This is a genomic window from Polymorphospora sp. NPDC051019, from assembly GCF_040683055.1.
Taxonomy (GTDB): Bacteria; Actinomycetota; Actinomycetes; order Mycobacteriales; family Micromonosporaceae; genus Polymorphospora; species Polymorphospora lycopeni.
In genome coordinates this window covers 17,869-37,788 of record NZ_JBFBCH010000034.1, presented here as the reverse complement: position 1 = coordinate 37,788, position 19,920 = coordinate 17,869, and the positions used below count along the sequence as shown (strand labels likewise).

At 70.7% G+C, this 19,920-nt stretch carries 16 protein-coding genes; 7 read left to right on the top strand and 9 right to left on the bottom strand.

Annotated features, from left to right (window positions below; genetic code table 11):
• Positions 1–6: 6 nt before the first annotated feature.
• Positions 7–1,161, top strand: a complete 1,155-nt coding sequence (locus AB0M79_RS34430) for an FAD-dependent oxidoreductase (RefSeq protein WP_364222382.1) — start codon at positions 7–9, stop codon at positions 1,159–1,161.
• 88 nt (positions 1,162–1,249) lie between these two features.
• Here AB0M79_RS34430 and coaD read toward each other — a convergent pair whose 3' ends face one another.
• A complete protein-coding gene (gene coaD / locus AB0M79_RS34425; RefSeq protein WP_364222379.1) occupies positions 1,250–1,687 on the bottom strand; it encodes a pantetheine-phosphate adenylyltransferase in 438 nt (145 codons plus the stop codon).
• A 209-nt stretch (positions 1,688–1,896) separates the two neighbouring features.
• Between coaD and AB0M79_RS34420 the strand changes: the two genes are divergently transcribed.
• Positions 1,897–3,324, top strand: coding sequence for a hypothetical protein (locus AB0M79_RS34420; protein WP_364222376.1), 1,428 nt, complete (start codon positions 1,897–1,899; stop codon positions 3,322–3,324).
• Positions 3,325–3,719: 395 nt separating this feature from the next.
• Positions 3,720–4,376 carry an Imm1 family immunity protein gene (locus AB0M79_RS34415; RefSeq protein ID WP_364222373.1) on the top strand — a complete coding sequence of 219 codons (657 nt, stop codon included), beginning with the start codon at positions 3,720–3,722 and terminating at the stop codon, positions 4,374–4,376.
• A gap of 87 nt (positions 4,377–4,463) precedes the next feature.
• On the opposite strand, the gene AB0M79_RS34410 is transcribed toward AB0M79_RS34415, so the two are convergent.
• From AB0M79_RS34410 to AB0M79_RS34400, 3 genes are all read right to left on the bottom strand, one after another.
• Positions 4,464–4,805 carry a hypothetical protein gene (locus tag AB0M79_RS34410; RefSeq protein WP_364222370.1) on the bottom strand — a complete coding sequence of 114 codons (342 nt, stop codon included), beginning with the start codon at positions 4,803–4,805 and terminating at the stop codon, positions 4,464–4,466.
• 120 nt (positions 4,806–4,925) lie between these two features.
• The gene (locus AB0M79_RS34405) at positions 4,926–7,454 is read right to left on the bottom strand and encodes a DNA topoisomerase IV subunit A (RefSeq protein WP_364222367.1); all 2,529 of its coding nucleotides are present in this window, start codon (positions 7,452–7,454) and stop codon (positions 4,926–4,928) included.
• Positions 7,455–7,507: 53 nt separating this feature from the next.
• On the bottom strand, positions 7,508–9,580 hold the full coding sequence (locus AB0M79_RS34400) for a DNA topoisomerase IV subunit B (RefSeq protein WP_364222364.1): 2,073 nt from the start codon (positions 9,578–9,580) through the stop codon (positions 7,508–7,510).
• A 274-nt stretch (positions 9,581–9,854) separates the two neighbouring features.
• Here AB0M79_RS34400 and AB0M79_RS34395 point away from each other — a divergent pair, with 274 nt between their 5' ends.
• Entirely contained in the window at positions 9,855–12,209 is a 2,355-nt protein-coding gene (locus AB0M79_RS34395) for a PQQ-dependent sugar dehydrogenase (protein WP_364222361.1), read from the top strand.
• A gap of 68 nt (positions 12,210–12,277) precedes the next feature.
• Here AB0M79_RS34395 and AB0M79_RS34390 read toward each other — a convergent pair whose 3' ends face one another.
• Complete coding sequence (locus tag AB0M79_RS34390) at positions 12,278–14,857, bottom strand: HEAT repeat domain-containing protein (RefSeq protein WP_364222460.1); 2,580 nt, start codon at positions 14,855–14,857, stop codon at positions 12,278–12,280.
• 404 nt (positions 14,858–15,261) lie between these two features.
• Here AB0M79_RS34390 and AB0M79_RS34385 point away from each other — a divergent pair, with 404 nt between their 5' ends.
• Together AB0M79_RS34385 and AB0M79_RS34380 are read left to right on the top strand one after the other, a co-directional pair.
• Positions 15,262–15,636: a hypothetical protein gene (locus AB0M79_RS34385; protein ID WP_364222358.1), complete on the top strand. Its 375-nt coding sequence runs from the start codon at positions 15,262–15,264 to the stop codon at positions 15,634–15,636.
• Positions 15,637–15,661: 25 nt separating this feature from the next.
• Positions 15,662–16,243 (top strand): GNAT family protein, encoded by a 582-nt coding sequence (locus AB0M79_RS34380; RefSeq protein WP_364222355.1) that lies wholly within the window; start codon positions 15,662–15,664, stop codon positions 16,241–16,243.
• A gap of 186 nt (positions 16,244–16,429) precedes the next feature.
• Here the strand turns inward: AB0M79_RS34380 and lepB are convergent, their stop codons facing one another.
• Positions 16,430–16,729, bottom strand: a complete 300-nt coding sequence (lepB, locus tag AB0M79_RS34375) for a signal peptidase I (RefSeq protein ID WP_364222353.1) — start codon at positions 16,727–16,729, stop codon at positions 16,430–16,432.
• Positions 16,730–16,788: 59 nt separating this feature from the next.
• Here lepB and AB0M79_RS34370 point away from each other — a divergent pair, with 59 nt between their 5' ends.
• Entirely contained in the window at positions 16,789–17,040 is a 252-nt protein-coding gene (locus AB0M79_RS34370; RefSeq protein WP_364222350.1) for a hypothetical protein, read from the top strand.
• A 76-nt stretch (positions 17,041–17,116) separates the two neighbouring features.
• Here AB0M79_RS34370 and AB0M79_RS34365 read toward each other — a convergent pair whose 3' ends face one another.
• From AB0M79_RS34365 to AB0M79_RS34355, 3 genes are all read right to left on the bottom strand, one after another.
• On the bottom strand, positions 17,117–18,196 hold the full coding sequence (locus AB0M79_RS34365; protein ID WP_364222347.1) for a DUF418 domain-containing protein: 1,080 nt from the start codon (positions 18,194–18,196) through the stop codon (positions 17,117–17,119).
• A gap of 189 nt (positions 18,197–18,385) precedes the next feature.
• Positions 18,386–19,363 carry an NAD(+)/NADH kinase gene (locus tag AB0M79_RS34360; protein ID WP_364222344.1) on the bottom strand — a complete coding sequence of 326 codons (978 nt, stop codon included), beginning with the start codon at positions 19,361–19,363 and terminating at the stop codon, positions 18,386–18,388.
• A gap of 82 nt (positions 19,364–19,445) precedes the next feature.
• Positions 19,446–19,838: a VOC family protein gene (locus AB0M79_RS34355; RefSeq protein ID WP_364222341.1), complete on the bottom strand. Its 393-nt coding sequence runs from the start codon at positions 19,836–19,838 to the stop codon at positions 19,446–19,448.
• Positions 19,839–19,920: the final 82 nt, after the last annotated feature.

Here is a 19,920-nt window from a genome sequence, read left to right as displayed (position 1 = left end):
CCGTGCATGGAGAGCATCACTGTCGTCGGCGGCGGCTTCGCCGGGCTCGTCACCGCCATCACCTGCGCCGAGGCCGGCGCCCGCGTCCACCTGCTGGAGGCGCATCGGAGGCTTGGTGGCCGGGCCCGCGCCACCGAACCGCCGTACGTCGCCCACGAGGGCCCGCACGTCCTCTACTGCAACGGCCCCTGGTGGCGCTGGCTCGCCGACCGCGATCTGACCGGCGCGTACGCCACTATCCCGCCGCGTGGGCTGGCCAGTGTCCGGTTTCGCTATCGCGGCCGGCTACGCCGCACACCGCCGGCGGCGCTGCTGCCCGTTGTCACGCGGCGCCGCCGCGACGCGCCCGTCGACGTCGACTTCCACACCTGGGTCCGCGAGCGGCACGGCGCCGCGGCGGCGACCGCCATGTCGAACCTGATGGGAGTCGTCACCTTCGACGCCGACCCGGGCCGGCTGTCGGCCGAGTTCGTCTGGCAACACCTGCTGCGGGTCACCGCCCCGGTCCCGGCCGTCCGGTACGTCACCGGTGGCTGGAACGGCCTCGTCGACCGGCTCGCCACCCACGCCCGTAGCCTGGGTGTACGCATCGAAACCGGTGTCCGGGTGACCGAGTTGCCCACCGCGCCGGTCATCGTCGCCACCTCCCTGGACGCCGCCGCCACCCTGCTCGGTACGTCGCTGCCACATGTCGAGAGCGGCCGGTCGGTCCTGCTCGACCTGGCAGTACGGGCCGCGCGCGGCGACGCCTTCATCGTGTCCGATCTCGACGAGGCCGGTTGGCTGGAGCGGTACACGCTGCCCGACCCGGGTCTGGCACCGGCCGGGGAATCACTGATCCAGGCCCAGCTGCCGATGCGTCCCGGCGAGTCGAAGGCCGACGGGCTGGCCCGCCTGGAGGCGCTGGTCGACCAGGCTCTGCCCGGCTGGCGCGACCGAGTCACCTGGCGGCGGGACGCGGTGGCGAATGGCCGTACGGGGGCGCTGGACCTGCCCGGACAGACCTGGCGGGACCGGCCGGCCGTCGATCGCGGCGACGGCGTCTACCTCGCCGGCGACCAGGTCGCCGCACCGGGCCTGCTCAGCGAGGTCTCGTTCCACAGCGCGGTGACTGCCGCCCGGCTCGCGCTCGGCCACCCCGTGCCGCAGGAGACCAGCTGACGATCTGGCACCGGTCGCGCGGTCCGCCGTCAGGCGCTGGTGGCCCGCAGTGGCGCGCCCGCCGGCGCACGGGCCAGACGCCGACGAGTCAACCGCCGAGTTCGCGCACGAGCGTGGAGGACATGGCCACCAGTTTGGGCCTCGCGGGCAGGAGCAGTGTGGTGATGCCGAGGTCCTGGTTCATAGACGCCAGGTGGTGTTCATGCTGTAGGTCGGCTCGGTTGCGTACCCCGCGGATGATCACGCCGGCGCCGTGCTGCCGGCAGAACGCGACCGTCAACCCGCCCCACGCGGTGACCGCGACGTCGTCCCAGTGCGCCGGAAGTTCCCGGCGCAGTCGGGTCGCCCGTTCCGCCTCGGTGCCGGTCGGGTGCTTGTCACCATTGGCAGCCACGAGCACGGTGATCCGCGCGAAAAGATGTCGGGCCCGTTCGATGAGGTCGAGATGACCCGGCGTGAAGGGGTCGAAGGTACCGGGATAGACCGCATGCTCGCCCAGCCGGCTCCCGCCGGTCGTATCGGACATCGTTGCAGACTAGTCGAATGTCGACTCGGATCGGTGGCGTCGCGGGGCGCCGAGCTGGCCCGCGGATACGGGTCCGTGGGGGACTTGAACCCCCATGCGTTATACCTGTGAACCAGACGAGCCACCCAACTGGGAACGCTACGTGACGTAGCGATTCGGATGCATAGCATTGCCTGGGAAGCCCGCAAGCTATCTGGCAGGCTGTCGGAGTGCAGCCGCCCGTAGGTGCCTCTGGAGCACTCCTCAACCCAGTCGACGCCTTCGACGTTCCGGTTCTGGTCCGCCGCTCGTCGCCGTTGGCGCCGGGCCGTCGGCCCCACCCTTCCCACATCGAGCGGGCTGACCAGTCGTGGCCGGTAGTCAACGATGTGCCGCCAGACGGTCTATACCGTGTCCAGACGACCTGGCGCGACATCATCGATGCCGCGCTTACCGTAGGACGTGATCCGACAGCCTGGCTGGCGTCGGTGCCGAATCTGGCATGGTCAGAGATAGTCGCTCGCCGTTCACCGCTGGTGGCTTACCTCGGACGGCAGCCACGTTCCGGTGACAACCGCTATCGCATCGAGCCGAATGTGGTCTACCGCGAGGGTACCGAAAGGTCCGCCCGGGGAGCGTTCGGCTACCGGCTCGGCATGACGATGGCGGAATGGGCCTGCCGGGGACTGATGGGCCTCGGGCCGACGACGCATGCTGAAGCCGTGACCCCGGGCAACGCGGGATCCGCTTGGTCGAATGTCAGCAGCTTGCCTGACCTCGTCGGCGATCATCCGGGTACTCCCACGACCTGGCTGGTCGAAGCCAAAGGGCACCGGAAAGTGCCGCGCAGCGCCCTCCTCAAGGGTGCCCGTCAGTTGTCCAACCCGAACTTGCTGACCGGGCCTCACATGCGCGTCCTATGTGGCGCGAGCCTGGAACCGCAACTCTTTATGAGCATCGACATTGAGGCCGTCGTCACTGAAGAGTGCTCGGGGCGTCAGGCGGACGCTGATCCGGTCAGCGACGACGAAGCCCTACTGGCTCTGGCTCGCTCCAGGATGTTGCTCTACCTGGCATTGATTGCGATTCCTGTGACCGAGCGGCGGATCGTGCCGGTCGGGCCTGCGTCGGCGGTTGCCGGCCGCTCGCGTAACGGCACCGTGTCTCTGCTCGAATTCGACTCGACGACAAACCAGGAACGACTGGAGGCCCGTGACAGGGACCGATACGAGGGACGCGACGGGCGAGAACGACGCGACATGCTTACGGGCCGGGTGCCCGGCACCGATCTGATCATTGGCATGTCACGGCGATTGTTCGCCGCGTGCGGCAGCCTCGCTGCCGTGCAAAGACGCGTCGCCATCGAGGTCGATCGTAAGCAACCGCAGCCGACCGCTTCGGAGCGGGAGCTGATGAGCGAGGACAATCTCGCCATCCGATACGAGCAGCGGCGGGCTCTGTACTGGCAGCGGGAACGGGCACTCACAGCTGAGACGGTGGCAAGTACCCGTGCTCGATTTGAGGAGGGGCAGCAGCGTAACTGGCAGGCGCTGCTGGGTCGGCAGGTTCCTATAACTGTTGATGCGCCGGCCGATGTTCTTGAGGCTGCGACCACCGACACGTACCTTGCGGTCGACACTCGGACCGCGACGCGCTAGCCCGTAGCGGCAGTAAGGCGTTGATGGGTCGGCGTGGCGGTGATCGATAGCTGAAGAGGTCCCGTCGCCTTGCCCGTCTGGAACATCCAGGGCTGGGCTGACCCGGCAGGCGCCCGTTCCTGGGAATCGGTTCCGCGCGGATGAGCACGCATCCATCATCCCGGGTCCCTGGGGCAGTCGGGCCGGGTCGCGCAAGGACGGCAAGGTACGAGCCAGCGGGAGGTGGACGTGTCGCTGGTTGACAGCGTTCAGACGGGTTTGCGACGTTGACCGCCGGCATCGATCGCGCGGGGCAGGAGACCGCCGCGGCTGATCACAGCGTGCGGCGGACGGCCGCGCAAGCGGCAGCTGCGGGCTTCGACGGGGTCGCGCAGAACCTGGCCAGGGTCCGTGAGGTGATCGGCCAGATCCAGGCCGGCATCGGCGGCCTGGCCGTACACACCAGCGAGGCCGCCACCGCTCTGGCGAGTGTTCCGGAGCAGCCGACGCCGCAGGAGGTCATCGCGACGCTCGCGCCGGTGGCGGAGAAGGTGAGCGGTCTCCACGACGGTGTCGGTGGCTGTATCGGCCTGGTCGACCAGGCAAGGCAGATGACCGCGACGGTTCTGCGCGGCGGTGACCCCGGGGTCCTGCTGGCCAGGCTGGACGCGATCCAGCAGGTCCTAGCCGCGGTCGGCCGGCACGGCACCGCGACCAGGCGGCAGGTCGAGGCGGCGATAGCCGAGGCGAGGAAGACCGGTGGCTCGGGAAACTGCGTCAGCCTCATCGTCCCCGACGGGTCGGACTTCCCACCCATGCTGCAGATCTGCGTCGGCCACCCCGAACGGTCCTTCGCCTACCACGTCGCCGCCGACGGCAGCAGCGGCTGGGCCCACCAACCCGAACTCGACAACGGCCCCGCCTTCACCTTCGACTACGCCGGCACCCCGACCGACGCCTGGCCCGAACGCAGCCGGGTCACCCCGGCAAGCGCGCAAGCCGCCGCCCACGAATTCCTGGCCAGCGGCGGCGGCCGGCCCTCGAACCTCGCCTGGGACATCGTCGCCGACTAGCTTGATGTGTAACCCGTGCGGCATGGTCCAGAGCGTGGCGCAGATGCAACAAATTGGTGTCCGAGAGAGCTGGAGCATCTGCCCCGCTCAGCCGGAGAACCTTTTCGCAAGTTCCCGCATCCGTTGCGTGCCCTCGGCCACTTGGTCGCCGGTGAGGGGCGTCCCGGGCATGAAGCCCAGGCGCTCGATCTGGTCGGCGAAGCGCAGGCATTCCCGGTGGGCGTGTTCGCGACAGGCGAGGCAGGTGACGCTTTCCGGACGGGTGGAGGTCATCGCGTAGGGCACCTGGACTCCGCAGCCCGTGGTGACGACGGTCGGTGCGTCCGTCGCTCGGCCCAGCATCGACACGACGAGGTTGCGGGTGTCGGCGTCGACCTTCGGCACCTTGCGCTCGACGTGGATGTGCGGATCCGGGTCGCTCGTCTGCATCCGCGCCTCCGTGTTCGTCGCGAGTCAGGTTACCGTCCGCCCGCGACCCGGTGCGGGCTGATCCTGCCCAGCCCCGACCACCGCCGGCACGAACCTACCGGCGGCGGTCGACTCCAAGGGTCAGTCGCGTTCGATGAGGTGGCCGACGACGCCGGGGCCGAGCATCACCGGGGTGCCGGAGCCGTCTCGACGCTGGTCGACCGGCGGCAGCTCGACCGGCTCGCCGGTCTCGGTCGCGCCGGCCGGCCGGGGGCCGATCCAGGCGACGGTCAGCTCCTGCTCGCCCTTGAGGAACCGCTGGGCGCGGACCCCGCCGGTGGCGCGTCCCTTGGCCGGGTACGCCTCGAACGGGGTGACCTTCACGCCGACACCGGTCGAGGTGACCACCATCGGCTCGCCGTGCGCGGCGTCGTCGGTGCGTATGGCGCCGAAGAAGACGACCCGGGCGTCGTTGGCGAGGTTGATGCCGGCCATGCCGCCGCCCTTGATGCCCTGCGGGCGGACGAGGTTGGCACCGAACCGCAGGAGCGAGGCGTCGGAGGAGACGAACGCGAGCGTCTCGGTGCCGTCGGTGAGCCAGGTCGCGCCGACGATCTCGTCGCCTTCGCGCAGGGTGATGACCTCGAACTCGTCGGAGCGTACGGGCCATTCGGGGGCGGTCACCTTGACCACGCCGGCCCGGGTGCCGATGGCGAGGCCCGGGGAGCCGGCGCCCTGCTCGCCGAGCGGGGCGAGAGCGACGACCCGCTCCCCCGGTTCGAGCGGCAGGAGTTCGCTGGCGGACATGCCGCCGCTGAGCGAGACGGTGCCGGCCTGTTCGGGCAGGACCGGCAGCGGGAGTACGTCGGTCTTGAAGGCGCGGCCGGTGTTGGTGACGAGGAGCACCTGGCCACGGGCGGTGGAGTGGACGAGGGAGCGTACGGTGTCGTGCCGGACGCGGCCGTTGCGGCGGCGGCCCTCGGTCGCCTCCTCCGATTCGGCGGCGGTCCGGGCGACGAGCCCGGACGTGGAGAGGATGACCTGGCAGGGGTCGTCGGCGACCTCGAGCGGGCCGGCCGGCGCGGACGCGGCGAGGACCTCCTTGAGGTCGCCGTCGATCAGCGTGGTGCGCCGGGGCGTGGAGAACTCCTTGGCGACGGCGGCCAACTCGTCGGAGACGACCTTCTTCAGCACCGACTCGTCGTCGAGGATCTTCGACAGTTCGGCGATCTCGCCGCGCAGCCGCTCCTGCTCGGTTTCGAGTTCGATGCGGTCGAAGCGGGTCAGCCGGCGCAGCGGGGTGTCGAGGATGTAGGTGGCCTGGATCTCGGTGAGCGAGAACTCGCTGATCAGTGCCTCTTTGGCGGCCTGGACGTTGTCGCTGCCGCGGATCAGCGCCACCACCCGGTCGATGTCGATGAGGGCGATGAGCAGGCCGTCGACCAGGTGGAGGCGTTCCTGCCGCTTGCGGCGGCGGAAGCTGCTGCGCCGGGTCACCACGTCGTAGCGGTGGGCGAGGAACACGTCGAGCAGCGGCTTGAGGCCGAGGGTGCGGGGCTGGCCGTCGACGAGGACGAGGTTGTTGACGCCGAACGACTGCTCCAGCGGGGTGAGCCGGTAGAGGTCGGCGAGCAGGGCCTGCGGGTTGACGCCGACCTTGCACTCGATGACGAGCCGGGTGCCGTTCTCCCGGTCGGTGAGGTCCTTGACGTCGGCGACGCCCTGCAGGCGGGCCGCCTGCCGCTGACCGCGGCGGGGGCCGGAGGTGATCGGCTTGCCGCGTACCTCGTCGGTGACCGCCTCGATGACCTTCTCGGCGCCGACGCCGTACGGCAGCTCGACGACGGTGATCGCCTGCCGGCCGCGGCTGCCCTCGACCGGGCCGATCTCGACCTTGGCCCGCATGCGGACGACACCGCGTCCGGTCTCGTAGGCGCGGCGGACCTCGTCGAGGCCGAGCAGCATGCCGCCGGTGGGCAGGTCGGGGCCGGGTACGAACTCCATGAGCTTGTCGAGGCTGGCGTCGGGGTGCCTGATCAGCCAGCGGGCGGCGGCGACGACCTCGCCGAGGTTGTGCGGGATCATGTTGGTCGCCATCCCGACCGCGATCCCGGAGGTGCCGTTGACCAGCAGGTTGGGGAACGCGGCCGGCAGCACGGTCGGCTCTTCCAGCGAGCCGTCGTAGTTGGCCTTGAAGTCGATGGTGTCCTCGCCGAGTTCGCCGACGAGCAGCATCGCCTCGCGCGACATCCGGGCCTCGGTGTAGCGGGAGGCGGCGGGTCCGTCGTCGGGCGAGCCGAAGTTGCCGTGGCCGTCGATCAGCGGGGTGTTGAGCGAGAAGTCCTGGGCGAGCCGGACCATGGCGTCGTAGATCGCGGTGTCGCCGTGCGGGTGGTACTTACCCATGGTGTCGCCGACGACGCGGGCCGACTTCACGTGTGGGCGGTCGGGGCGGTAGCCCTGCTCGCTCATCGAGAACAGGATGCGCCGGTGCACCGGCTTGAGGCCGTCGCGGGCGTCGGGCAGCGCACGCGAGTGGATGACCGAATAGGCGTACTCCAGGTAGGAGTCCTCGACCTCGGTGGTGAGCGGATTGTCGATGATCCGCGCACCGGCCTGGTCGAACGCGGACAGGTCTACCTTGGGTTGGTTGCCCTTGCGGCGTGCCATGGTTCAGCCTTCTGTTCGGACGTACCGGGGGGGTTCGGACAGGGTGACGCCGGTCAGGCGTCGATCGTCTCCTGGTCGACCCGGTCGGCCGACTCGATGAGCCAGTTCTTGCGGGGTTCGACCTTCTCCCCCATCAGCAGTTCGAGAACCCGTTCGGCGGCCTCGACGTCGTCCAGCGTGATCCGCCGTACGGCGCGGCTGGCCGGGTTCATCGTGGTCTCCCACAGTTCGTCGGCGTTCATCTCGCCCAGACCCTTGAACCGCGGGATCGGCGTGACGACCTGCTTGCCGGCCTTCTCCAGCCGGGCGACGGTGCCGGTCATCTCGGCCTGGGTGTACGTGTAGATCGTCTGGGTGTTGCGGCCCTTGGTGGTGATCTTGTGCAGGGGCGGCATCGCCGCGTAGAGCCGTCCGGCCTCGATCACCGGCCGCATGTACTTGGCGAACAGGGTGATCAGCAGGGTACGGATGTGCGAGCCGTCGACGTCGGCGTCGGCCATGATCAGCACCCGGCCGTAGCGCAGCGCGTCCAGGTCGAAGGTGCGGCCCGAGCCGGCGCCGAGGACCTGGACGATCGCCGAGCACTCGGCGTTGTCGAGGACCTGTTGCAGGTTGGCCTTCTGCACGTTGAGGATCTTGCCCCGGATCGGGAGCAGCGCCTGGTATTCCGACGAGCGGGCCAGCCGGGCGGTGCCGAGCGCGCTGTCACCCTCGACGATGAACAGTTCGCTGCGGCCGATCCCGGTCGAGCGGCAGTCGACCAGCTTCGGCGGCATCGACGCGCCCTCCAGGGCGGTCTTGCGCCGGGCGGCGTCCTTCTGCTGCTTCTGGGTGAGCCGGACCCGGGACGCGTCGACGATCTTCTGCAGTACGGTGCGGACCTCGGCCCGGCTGCGCCGGTCGTCCAGCCAGGACCGCAGCTGCCGCTCGACGACGGTCTGGATGACCCGGGTGATCCCGGCGGTGGACAGTTCGTCCTTGGTCTGCGAGGTGAACTGCGGCTCGGGGATGCGGACGTGGATGACGGCCGTCATTCCCTCGAGGACGTCATCGAGGACCGGCGGGTCCTCCTTGGCCTTCAGCAGCCCGCGGGTGTTCTTCACGGCGTCGGCGAGGGCGCGCAGGGCGGCGCGTTCGAAGCCCTTGCGGTGGGTGCCGCCGTGGGCGTTGCGGATGGTGTTGGTGAAGCTCTCGACGGTGCGCTCGTAGCCGGTCCCCCAGCGCAGCGCGACCTCGACCTCGGCCCGCCGTTCGACGCCGGCCTGCATGACGCCGCTCTCGTCGGCGGCGTTCTCCTTGTAGGTGCCCTCACCGGTGATGACCAGGGTGCCGGAGACGGCCTTCTCGCCGGTCGGGGCGAGGAACTCCACCATGTCGGTCAGCCCGCTGGGGAAGTGGAAGACCTCCTCGGTCGGACCGTCGCCCTGCGACGCGTCACCGGTCAGGTCACGCAGGACGTAGGTGACGCCGGGCACGAGGAACGCGGTGTTGCGCAGCTTGGCGCGTACGGCGGCGACGTCGAGGGCGGCGCCGGACTCGAAGTAGCGGGCGTCGTGCCAGTAGCGGATGGAGGTGCCGGTCGCCTCGCCGCGCTTCATCTTGCGGGCGATCCGCAGCCCGGACTCGGGCGTGTGCGGGGCGTCGGGGTCGGGGCCGTCGAAGACCCCGGGTACGCCGTGCCGGAACGACATCTCGTGCACCTGCCCACCGCGGCGTACGGTGACGTCGAAGCGCCGGGCCAGGGCGTTGACCGCCGAGGCGCCGACGCCGTGCAGGCCGCCGGAGGTCTTGTAGCCGGAGCCGCCGAACTTGCCGCCGGCGTGCAGCCGGGTGAGCACCAGCTCGACGCCGGACAGGCCGGACTTGGCGTGCCGGTCGGTGGGGATGCCACGGCCGTCGTCGTCGACCTGCACCGACCCGTCGGCGTGCAGGGTCACCTCGACACGGGTGGCGTGCCCGGCGACGCCCTCGTCGGTGGAGTTGTCGAGGATCTCGTTGACGAGGTGCCCGACACCGCGACTGTCGGTGGACCCGATGTACATGCCGGGCCGCTTGCGGACGGCGTCCAGACCCTCGAGGTGGGTGAGGTCGTCAGCCCCGTAGAGGGCCTCGGGCTGTGCGGTCAACTCGTCGTACTCCCAGCTCTGGCAGGTGGGCTCACCCGCTTTCGGGCCTGTTCGTTCCGGTGGCGTCCGGTGGGCCGCCGCCCGTGAGCCTAACCGGCCGGTCGGACATCGGTCGGCGACCGGCCGGTGGCCGGACCTGGATTACCCGCGGATTTCGATCTAGTTACATGTGACGCTTGCCGCACGCAGTCAGCAGCCTCTATGGTGTGAAAGCGCTTACGAAAGCGCTTTCGCAAGCGCTCTCTGGCTACTACGACGGATTGGTTGGCTTACCTTGTCGAAGCCCAGATGGCTGCAGAAACGGCACCGGAGCATTGCCCTCGCCGCCGCCGCGGTGCTGGTGGCCACGTTGCCCGCGACCCCCGCCGGCGCCACCCCGAACAGCGCGCCGAACTCGAACAACGCCCCGATCACCGACCCGATTCCCGAGGACCCGACCCCGGCCACCCTCGGCCTGGTCGTCGAGGAGTTCGCGAGCTTCCCGAAGTCGGAGCCGGTTCCGACGCCGACCGACCAGCGCCTGGTGCGACACGCCCGGATCAACTACCTCGGCGAGGTCCCGGACGGGTCCGGCCGGCTCTACGTACCCGACCTCAACGGCAAGCTCTACCTGGTCGAGAACGGCGTCAACCACGACTACCTCGACGTCGGCGCCACCTTCGCCCCCGACTTCTGGTCCGGCCGCGGCCTGGGCAGCGGGTTCGGTTTCGTGACGTTCCACCCGAAATTCGCCCAGAACGGCAAGTTCTACACCACGCACACCGAGGCCGGCGCCGCACTGACCTCGAAGACCCCCGACTTCACCACCCAGCCGAACACCGTCGTGCACAGCGTGGTCACCGAGTGGACCGCGACCGACCCGGCCGCCGACACGTTCAGCGGCACCCGGCGCGAGGTCATGCGGATCGGGTTCGCCACCTACATCCACGCCATCCAGCAGATCGACTTCAACCCGACCGCGAAGCCCCGCGACGACGACTACGGCCTGCTCTACCTCGCCGTCGGCGACGGCGGCATCGGGGTGAACACCGACGAGCCGCAGAACCTCGGCACCCCGCAGGGCAAGATCCTGCGCATCGACCCGCTCGGCACCAACAGCACCACCGGCCGCTGGGGCATCCCGAAGAAGAACCCGTTCGTCAAGAAGGCCGGTGCCCTCGACGAGATCTACGCGTACGGGATGCGCGACCCGCACCGGTTCAGCTGGGACCCGGGCACCAACAACCGGATGTTCCTCGGCCACATCGGCGAGCACGCCATCGAGGCCGTGTACGAGGTCCGCGCCGGCGACAACCTCGGCTGGAGCGTACGCGAGGGCGCCTTCGTCTTCGACAAGAACGACCGCTGCAACCTCTACCCGCTGCCGAACAACGACCGCGGCTACGTCTACCCGGTCGCCGCCTACGACCACGACCCGCCGGCCGGCTGGCCGTGCACCAGCGACAGCGGCCATGCCATCAGCGGCGGCTTCGTCTACCGCGGCGACCTGCCGGCCCTGCGCGGCAAGTACGTCTTCGGCGACCTGGTCGAGGGCCGGGTGTTCTACACCGAGGCGAACCAGATGCGCCGCAACAAGGACAAGCTCGCCAAGCTCCACCAGCTGCACCTCTTCGACCAGGCCGGAAACCGGGTGAACACCCAGGACCTGGCCGGCGACGGCCGCGTCGACCTGCGCTTCGGCACCGACGCCGACGGCGAGCTCTACCTGCTGTCGAAGGCCAACGGCAAGATCTGGAAGGTCACCGACACCCGCCGGGTCAAGGCCAACCCCGACGTGCACCCCAGCATCGAGCGGAGCCTGGCCGCCTACTACGACTTCGAGACGATCTTCCCGCCGGACCGCGCCCTGGAACTCGACAAGGGCTACTCCGGCACCGACATCCGCCTCGTCAACGGCGGCCCGGACATGCGGGTCAAGGACGGCGCCTACCCGGGCAGCAACACCTCGATCCAGACCAAACAGGTCAACCCGACCGTCGCCGGCAACGACGACTGGAAGGCCGGGATCTTCAACCAGAACGGCGTACCGACGCTGAACGCCTTCAACCGGACCAAGGGCACCACGGTGATGGGCTGGTTCAAGCTGACCGGGCCGCACAGCCCGGCGCTGAACTCCAACACCGCCAACCCCGACGACCGCTACAACGCCATCGGCCTGGCCGGCATCCTGACCGGCGACTCCGACGGCCACGGCGTCCGCGCCCTGCTGGAGCTGATCAACGTCAACGGTGAACTGCGCCTGGTGGCGCTCGGCCGCCGACTCGACGGCGGCGCCTCGCAGACGTTCGCCGCCAGCGAGGACTGGCGCACCCTGCTGCCGCAGAACGAATGGGTGCACCTGACCGCCACGTTCGACTTCGACAAGGGAACGATGGCGCTGTACCGCAACGGCGAGAAGGTCGACGGCTTCTACACCGCGACCGGCGACCCGTGGCAGGTCGGCGGTGAGGGACCGCACTACACCTCGCCGACCGACCCGCGCGGCATCAAGATCGGCGGCTCCTACCCGCAGGACACCCGGGAACAGAACCCGTGCGACTGCCGGATGGACGCCCTGATGTTCCTCGACCGCGTCGTCACCCCGTCCGAGGTACGGGCCCAGTACCGCCTCGTCACCGCCGGAAGCTGACCGGCAGGTGAGAGCCGGGGTACGGCGGGTAGTCCCGACCCGCCGTACCCCGGCTGGCGTCTGCGGCCCTACACCGCCGGGGATGCTGCACGCAGCTCCGGCAGCTCGTCGGGCCAGCCGACGAGCAGGGACCACCTGGCGACCTCGCGGTCGGGCCCCACGTACCCGAGCAGGGCCCGCTCCCGCAGCACCCGGCGGGTGTCGGGATCGTCTGGCCACCCGGTGGCCAGTGCCCGCAGCGCCGCGGCCCGTACGTCCCCGGACCAGTCGTGCACGGCCCGCTCGTGCAGCAGCTCGAGCGTGCCCGGCAGGTCCGGCCAGCAGATCGCGAGGGCCTGCACCACCATCAGCCGGAAGAAGCGATCGGGATCGGCGATCCGCCCCCGCACGAAGGCCGCCGTGTCCGGCTCGTCGCGCCAGTCGTCGATCAGCCGGAGCAGCGCCAGCCGACGTATCGCCGGCTCCGGGTCGGCGACGGTCCGGCGGCGCAGAAACCGCAGCGTACGGGGATCGTCGCGCCAGCCTTCCCGCAGCGCCTCCAGCGCGATCTGCCGGACGGCACCGTCCTCGGCCTCCAGCGCCCGCCCGTGCAGGAACCGCACCGTGCCCGGCTCGTCGCGCCAGCCGTCGAACAGCACCCGTACCGCGATCTCCCGCACCCGCCGGTCGGGATCGAAGACAACGCAGCCACGGACGTACCGGACCGTCTGCGGATCGTGCCGCCAGTGCGTGGCCAACGCCCGCAACGCCTCGATGCGGACGGACCATCCGGCGTCGGTCGTGACGAGCGTCCGCAGAACGGTGGCGGTTTCGGGCTGATCGGGCCAACCGGCGACGAGAAGCCGCACCATGTCGCGGCGGATCGGCAGACTCGCCTCGTTCCTCACCCGGTCGCGCAGGACGGCACCCACTTCGGGAGTGAGGTCCCGCAGCGCCGTCACTGCCTCGAGTGCCGCCCCGCGCACCTCGGCCCACTCGTCGCTCAGGCAGTCGCGGATCCGCGCGGCGGTGTCCGCATCGACGTGGCGGCTGGCCGCCAGCGCCTTCAGCGCAGCCGCCCGTTCTTGAGGCGACGGATGGTCCAGCAGGACCGGCGTAGCCCGCTCCCCCGCGGCCGGAACCGGGTGGTCGGGGCCGCGGACCACGCGGGTCGGCGGGTTACCGCCCGCCCCGGCCGGGTCCAGCCCGGCCGCGATGTCGGTGGCCAGGGACTGCACCGAATCCTCGATCACCAGGCCCGGGCTCAGGTCCGAGACACGCAGCCGGTACCAGTCCGCGTACCCGGCGTGCCCGGCCCACGCCGGGCCGAGCCGGACCAGCACTGGCCGGACCTCCCGGACGAGGACGCGGGTCCAGCGCTCGTCGCAGGAGTATTTCTCCCACTCGTACGCGCCTTCGAGCAGATCGAGGACCGTGTTCACGATCTGCCGGGTCCGTAGCGTCCGGGCGGTGGCGATGTCGATCTCGGTCAGGCAGCGGATCGCCAGCAGCGCGTGGTGCGGCGGGTCGTCCGTCCACCAGTAGCCGAACGGGGCGGCCCGCAGCAGGGGGTCGATCGCCCGGCCGGCCAGCCGGGGTATCCCCGCGACGACGTGCGGCAGCACGCCCCGCCAGTCGGGGTCGGTCCATCGGGTCCGGAACAGGTCGACGACGTCGTCGTCGGACAGTTCGCCGGCGGTGTGCCGTTCGACGATCCCGTCCGCCACGAGGTGCCGCCGCACCGGTGCGGGACACCCGTCCGGGTCGGTCGGCCGGCCGCGGTGGCCCGGCCCTGGTCGGGCGAAGACGTCGCGGACGTATTCGTACGCGGCCCGCCGGTCGTCGAGCACCTCGGGCCGACCGGTCGACAGGATCATCAGCAGCAGCGGACTCCCGGCCAACTCCGCCAGGGCGGGTGCGTCGTCGATCGCCGCGAGCAGCCGCCCGGCCGCCCCGGGGTCGTGCGGCCGGTGTGCCGCGCACAACCGTCTGGCGCCCATCTCGATCTGCTCGCGGCCGAGATCCTGCAGCAGGTGGTGGGTGAAGCCGGCGGCGTCGAGAATCCGCCGTCGGTAGCCGGCGGTCCGCGAGGTGACGACGATCCGCGTACGGGGGTAACGGTCGGCGAAGGCGGCTATCCGCGCGGCCGCCGCGTCCCGTGACGCTGGATCGTCGATCACGTCGAGTCCGTCGACCAGGATCACGGCCCGGCCGTCACCGGCCAGGAACGCGTCCAGGTCCACACCGGACGGTTCTGGTTCGGCGGTGGCGTGGAGATGGGCGGCGAGGCTGACAACCGTACCGGCGGTCCGGTCCGGATCGGCGGCCCAGTCGCCGACATCGACGAGCACCGGCAGCCAGCCGGCCAGCCCGTCGAGCTCACCGTCGGACAACTCACCGGCCAGCACCAGCGCCAGATAGCGGACCAGGGTCGACTTGCCCGCTCCCGCGTCGCCCAGCAGCACCAGCCGCCGGGCGGCCGGCGCGGCCAGGACGGGCAGCGCCCGCACAGGCTGCGGCCCGGCCAGTTTTTCGGCCTCCCACCGCAGCTCTCTGGCCACCGCCGCCCCGCACCCGATCATCGCGCCGGAACCCCAGGTCACCTTTTGCCGCAGATACCAGGCGTCCTCCGCTGACGGATGGATCACCACCGACGGGGCCACGAACACCTCCGGCAACCGAACCCCATGGCCCGGCGCAGCACCGTACGGTTCCAGCCATCGGAGGCGTTCCCGCAACCGAAGCAGGTAGGGCCCGAACCCGTCGGTCGCGTGAGTCGTGGGGCGCACCGGGCCAACGTAGACGGGGCACGCCAGCGGCCAGCGACCTCACCGGTCGCCGGGGAACCGACCCGACGTCGCACGGCGGGCACACATAGCGCTCGCCTGACTCGTTGAGCTATCCGATACGGAGGGCCGAGCTGTCCGCGATGCGTCGAGGTGGGCGCCGTCGATAACGAGCCGGGCGACGGTGGGATAGCGGCCGGTTTGGCCATGTTCGACAGCTGGAACCCCAGCCTCACCGCACTCATCGAGGCCGCCGACAGCCCGCCGACCCGCGCAGGATCGAGGCGATGCCCACCGGCACACGCTGGACCCACCAACCGGGCATCACCCTCATCGGCGACGCCGCGCACCTCATGCCGCCGGTCGGCGAGTGCGCCAACCAAGCCATGCTCGACGCCGCCGAACTCGCCACGAACCCCGCCGACCCCGACTCGGCGATCCGGACGTACGAGGAGGCGATGTTCACCAAGATTCACCCGATCGCCGAAATGTCCGCACGGGTCCAGGCGATGATGCTGTCCTCCACCGCAGCCGACGACATCGTCCGCTTCTTCACACCCCGACCCGCCGAGCCGTCTGGACGTGCCGACGAGCAAGCACGTCGTTCCGCCCGCCCGCCGGGAAAACCCATTGCGAGGGGCCGGCACCGGATGTCTGGTTGACCGGCCATCAATCACAGGACGGAGCATGACCGCCATGTCGCTGCCCACCCCCACGCTGCACACCACCCGCCTCAGCCTGCGTCCCTTCGACGACGCGGATGCGGACGACCTCTTCGCGCTGCACAGCAACGCCTACGTGCTGCGCTACTGGGACGCGCCACCGTGGAGCGAACGCGCACGCGCCGAGCGGTTCATCACGGCCTGCCGGCAGATGGCAGAGCAGGGCACCGGTGCGCGGCTGGCCGTGGATCGTGACTCCGACCGGACGTTCATCGGCTGGTGCAGCCTGAACCGGTGGAACCCGGACTACCGCAGCGCAGCGCTGGGCTACTGCTTCGACGAGGCAGCGTGGGGCCACGGCTACGCGACGGAGGCCGCGCGGGCTCTGCTGCGGTGGGCGTTCGACACGCTGGACCTGAATCGCGTCCAGGCCGAGACCGATACCCGCAACCTGGCATCTGCCCGCGTACTGGAGAAGCTCGGGTTCGTGCGCGAAGGGACCCTGCGCGAAGACTGCGTCGTGAACGGCGAGGTTTCCGACTCGTGGGTCTACGGGCTGATCAGGCGAGAGTGGCGGCCGTCGCCCGAGCCGGTGCCCGCCAGCTGACTCCCCGCTGCCTCGCGCGACGTCGCCCGACATCCGGGAGCCTCGCTTCACCTGCGTCCTGAACGGGCACGTCACAGGAGGCGGGCCCTTTCGGAGCAGGCCGAAGGCTGCCGACAGGGCCGCGGTGGGCAGCACGACGGCGGCCGTGCCGAGCGCACCGCTACGCGCCACGAGCGCTCCGGCCGATCATCCGAGTGGCCGGAGCCGGGTGACGACACGGCCGGTGACATCGCCGTCGGGGACGGGTCCGTACGCCCGCGAGTCCCGCGATATCGCGCGATCGTCACCCATCACGTAGACCGTGTCCTCGGGTACCGTCACGGGCTCGCGTTCGGTGGCCAGTTCGGCCCTGGCTCGCAGGTACGGCTCCTGCGCCGGGGCACCGTTGCGGTGCAGCCGCCCACCGGCACAGGAGAGCAGATCCCCGGGCAGCCCCACCACCCGCTGCAGCGCCGTCACCTCGCCGGGCTGTCGGAACAGCACCACGTCGCCGTGCGTACGTCAGGGCAGCAGGTCATACCGGACCGGGCAAGCAGTCCCCGGCTGTGGAGACTCCGAGCGAGCTTGCGCTGGCAGTGCTGGGCAGCGTCGCCGCCGGAATCCGCACACCGGTCACCATCGCCATCGCCGCACGCGGCTTCGACATGGAGACCCTGACAGGCACCGGCCACGGCGTCCGCCAGCGAATCAGCCAGGCGGTCAGGTTCGGCTGGTACGCGGTCTTCGCGACGCGGCTGCTCCGCATGACGGCGGTGGCGCCAACTCCGGTTCCCCCGGCGTCGCCGACTGGCCGGTGACCGCTTTGACCGGCGGCGCCGGGACCATCGCCGCCGCGCTACCGGGCGGTGCGCGGACTACCGCCCGCTGCGCGGACTACCGCCCGCTGCGCCGGTACGTGACCCGTCGGACCAGTACCTCGAACGGCCCCCGTCGTCCGGTCCGCCGCATCCAGTCCGCCAGCAGCACGGTGGACAGCCACGTCGTGGTGGCGAGAAACGCCGTGCCGGCGACGGTCAGGGTGGCGGAGAGATCAAGTAGGAACGGGGTGAAGACGACCGCCCAGACCACCGACTGGGCCAGGTAACAGGTCATCGATCGCTCACCGGCCGCGGCGATCGCGTCGACCATCCGCCCAGGGCCGCGAGCCTGGAACCGGACGGCGATCAGCGACAGCAGCGCGGCGTAGCCGAGACCGCCCAGGACCCCGGTGGCGTCATGCAGGGGGCCGATCAGTTCGAGTGTCGGTTGGTCCGGGGGTGTCAGCACTCCGGCGAGCATCAGCGAGATCGGTTGGGCGCCGAGCACGGCGGCGCCGATCCCGACCGACGCCGTACCCCACAGCAACATCCGGTGCCGCTCCGGCCGCTCCAGGATCCGCCGCCGCCCCGCCCAGAGCCCGATCGCGAACGGGCACAGGAAGCCGACGGGGCCCAGGAAGGCGATGTAGAGGGATACCTGGGCCCGCTCGACGAGCATGGTGGGCACGTCCGGTGGCAGCATCGCAACGTCCGGAGGGCTGCTGTCGATGGTCGACGATCCGTCGCCCGGCAGCGCGCCGAGCGCGAAGAACAGCAGGGCCGTCAGTAGCAGCCAGCCGTCCTTCCAGCGCACCAACCACGCGCCCACGAGCAGGAGCACGCCGTACGCCGCCAGGATGTCGCCGGCGTAGAGCAGCAGCGCGTGCAGAAGGCCCACGACGATCAGCACCAGGCTGCGTCGCCACAGCAGCCGGCGTACGGCCCACGGCCCGAGCGCCCGCTGTCTGCGCGCGATCTGGGCGACGCCGTACCCGAACAACAGCCCGAACATCGGAAACGCCCGACCGTCGACGAAGGTCGAGAGCAACCAGGTGACGGCCGAGTCGACGCCCGATCCGTCGCGCGGGTAGCCGCCGAGCACCGACGAGCCACGCAGGAAGTAGTGCGAGTTGGCCAGGGCGATGAACAACAGCATGAAGCCACGTGCGAGGTCGGGCCCCAGGGCGCGCGACGCAAGGGCGGTCGGGCGGGACAGTTCCGTCGTCACGAGGCGTCTCGAAGGTCCGGAGGAAGCGGTGCTGACATGTCGATCAGCCAACCGCGCGCACCGGCCGGTAGCCATACCACTTTGGTCGACAGCAGACCTGACCAAAGTCGATTTGCCCTACCGGTCGTCGGGAATCCGGCCGGACGCCAGTCCGCCGGCGTGGCGGGCCTGGTCACGCAGCCGGGGCGGGACCAGGTCGAGGAGCTGGTCGGGGCGCAGCGGCAGGTCGAGCAGGCTCAGCTTGACCCGGCTGCGCTGGGCGTGCGCGGTCGGATCGAGCCGTACGACGTTGACGCCGCCGGCCCGTACGGTGACCGACAGGGTGCCGTCCGGCGGCAGCCGGCCGGCGTCGGTGCCGTCGACGGTGATCCGCAGCGCGGTCCGCGCCGGATTGTGCAGGCCGATGGTGTCGGTGCCGCCGAAGACCACCGCCCGGTTGATGCCGGACATCGGCGCGACCGGGGTGACCGCGACCGTCGCCGCCGACGGCGACAGCACCGGTCCGCCGGCGGCGTAGTTGTACGCCGTCGATCCGGTCGGGGTGCAGGCGACCACCGCGTCGCAGCGGTAGTAGCCGTACCGGGCGTCGTTGACGAGCAGGTCGACGACGGTGCCGCCGGGCGGTGCGGCGGGGGTCAGGACGACGTCGTTGAACGCGACGTGGCGGGTCACGCCGTCCGGTCCGCCGGTGACGGTGATGTCGAGGTTGGCGTGCGGTTCGAGGGTGAAGTCGCCGGCGACGAGGCGGTCCACCGCGGCGGCCAGGTCGGGCGGGGCGATCTCGACGAGGAAGCCGAGGTGGCCGTGGTTGACCCCGAGTACGGGAACGTCCCGCCCGACGAGCAGCCGCATGGCGCCGAGCATGGTGCCGTCGCCGCCGAGGCTGACCACGATGCCGACCCGGTCGAGGAAGGTGCCCTGGTCGAGGAGGGTGACCCGGTCGTCGGCGACCCGGCCGACGTCGGCATCCCGGGCGACGACGGTGGCGCCGAGCCGTCCGGCGGCGTCGAGCAGGGTCCGTACCGAGTCGGCGACCGGCCTGGTCGGATGCACCACCAGCCCGATCACCCGGCCGTCCGTCGGCTGGTCGTCCACGCTCCGCGCCCCCTTCTCCCGCCGCTCCGGCCACGATCGCACGTCCGGCGGCCGGCCGCCCGGATTCCCCCGGGCCCGGGGCTCAGGCCGGGCCGAGCAGATCCCACCGGTTGCCGGCGATGTCGAGGAAGACGACGACGCGGCCGTACGGCTGGTCGTGGGGTTCGGTCACGAATCGGACCCCGGCGTCGACCAGCCGCCGGTACGTGGCGTCGAAGTCGTCGACGCGCAGGAAGAACCCGACCCGGCCGGCGGTCTGGTCGCCGACCGCGGCGCGCTGCCGCTCCCCGTCGGCGCGGGCGAGCAGGATGCCGGTCTCGGCGCCCGGCGGCCGCACCACGACCCACCGCTTCGACCGCCCGTCGTTGGTCAGCGACGGCGAGTCCTCGACGAGTTCGAAGCCGAGCACCCCGGTGAAGAAGGTGATCGCCGGGTCGTACTCCTCCACCACGATGGTGATCTGCTCAAGGCGCATGCCGGGAGCATATGTGCCGCCACGCGACGCCGACGGGCTGTCGGTCGGGCGGCGGGCAGAGCGTCCACATCAGAGCGTTGAG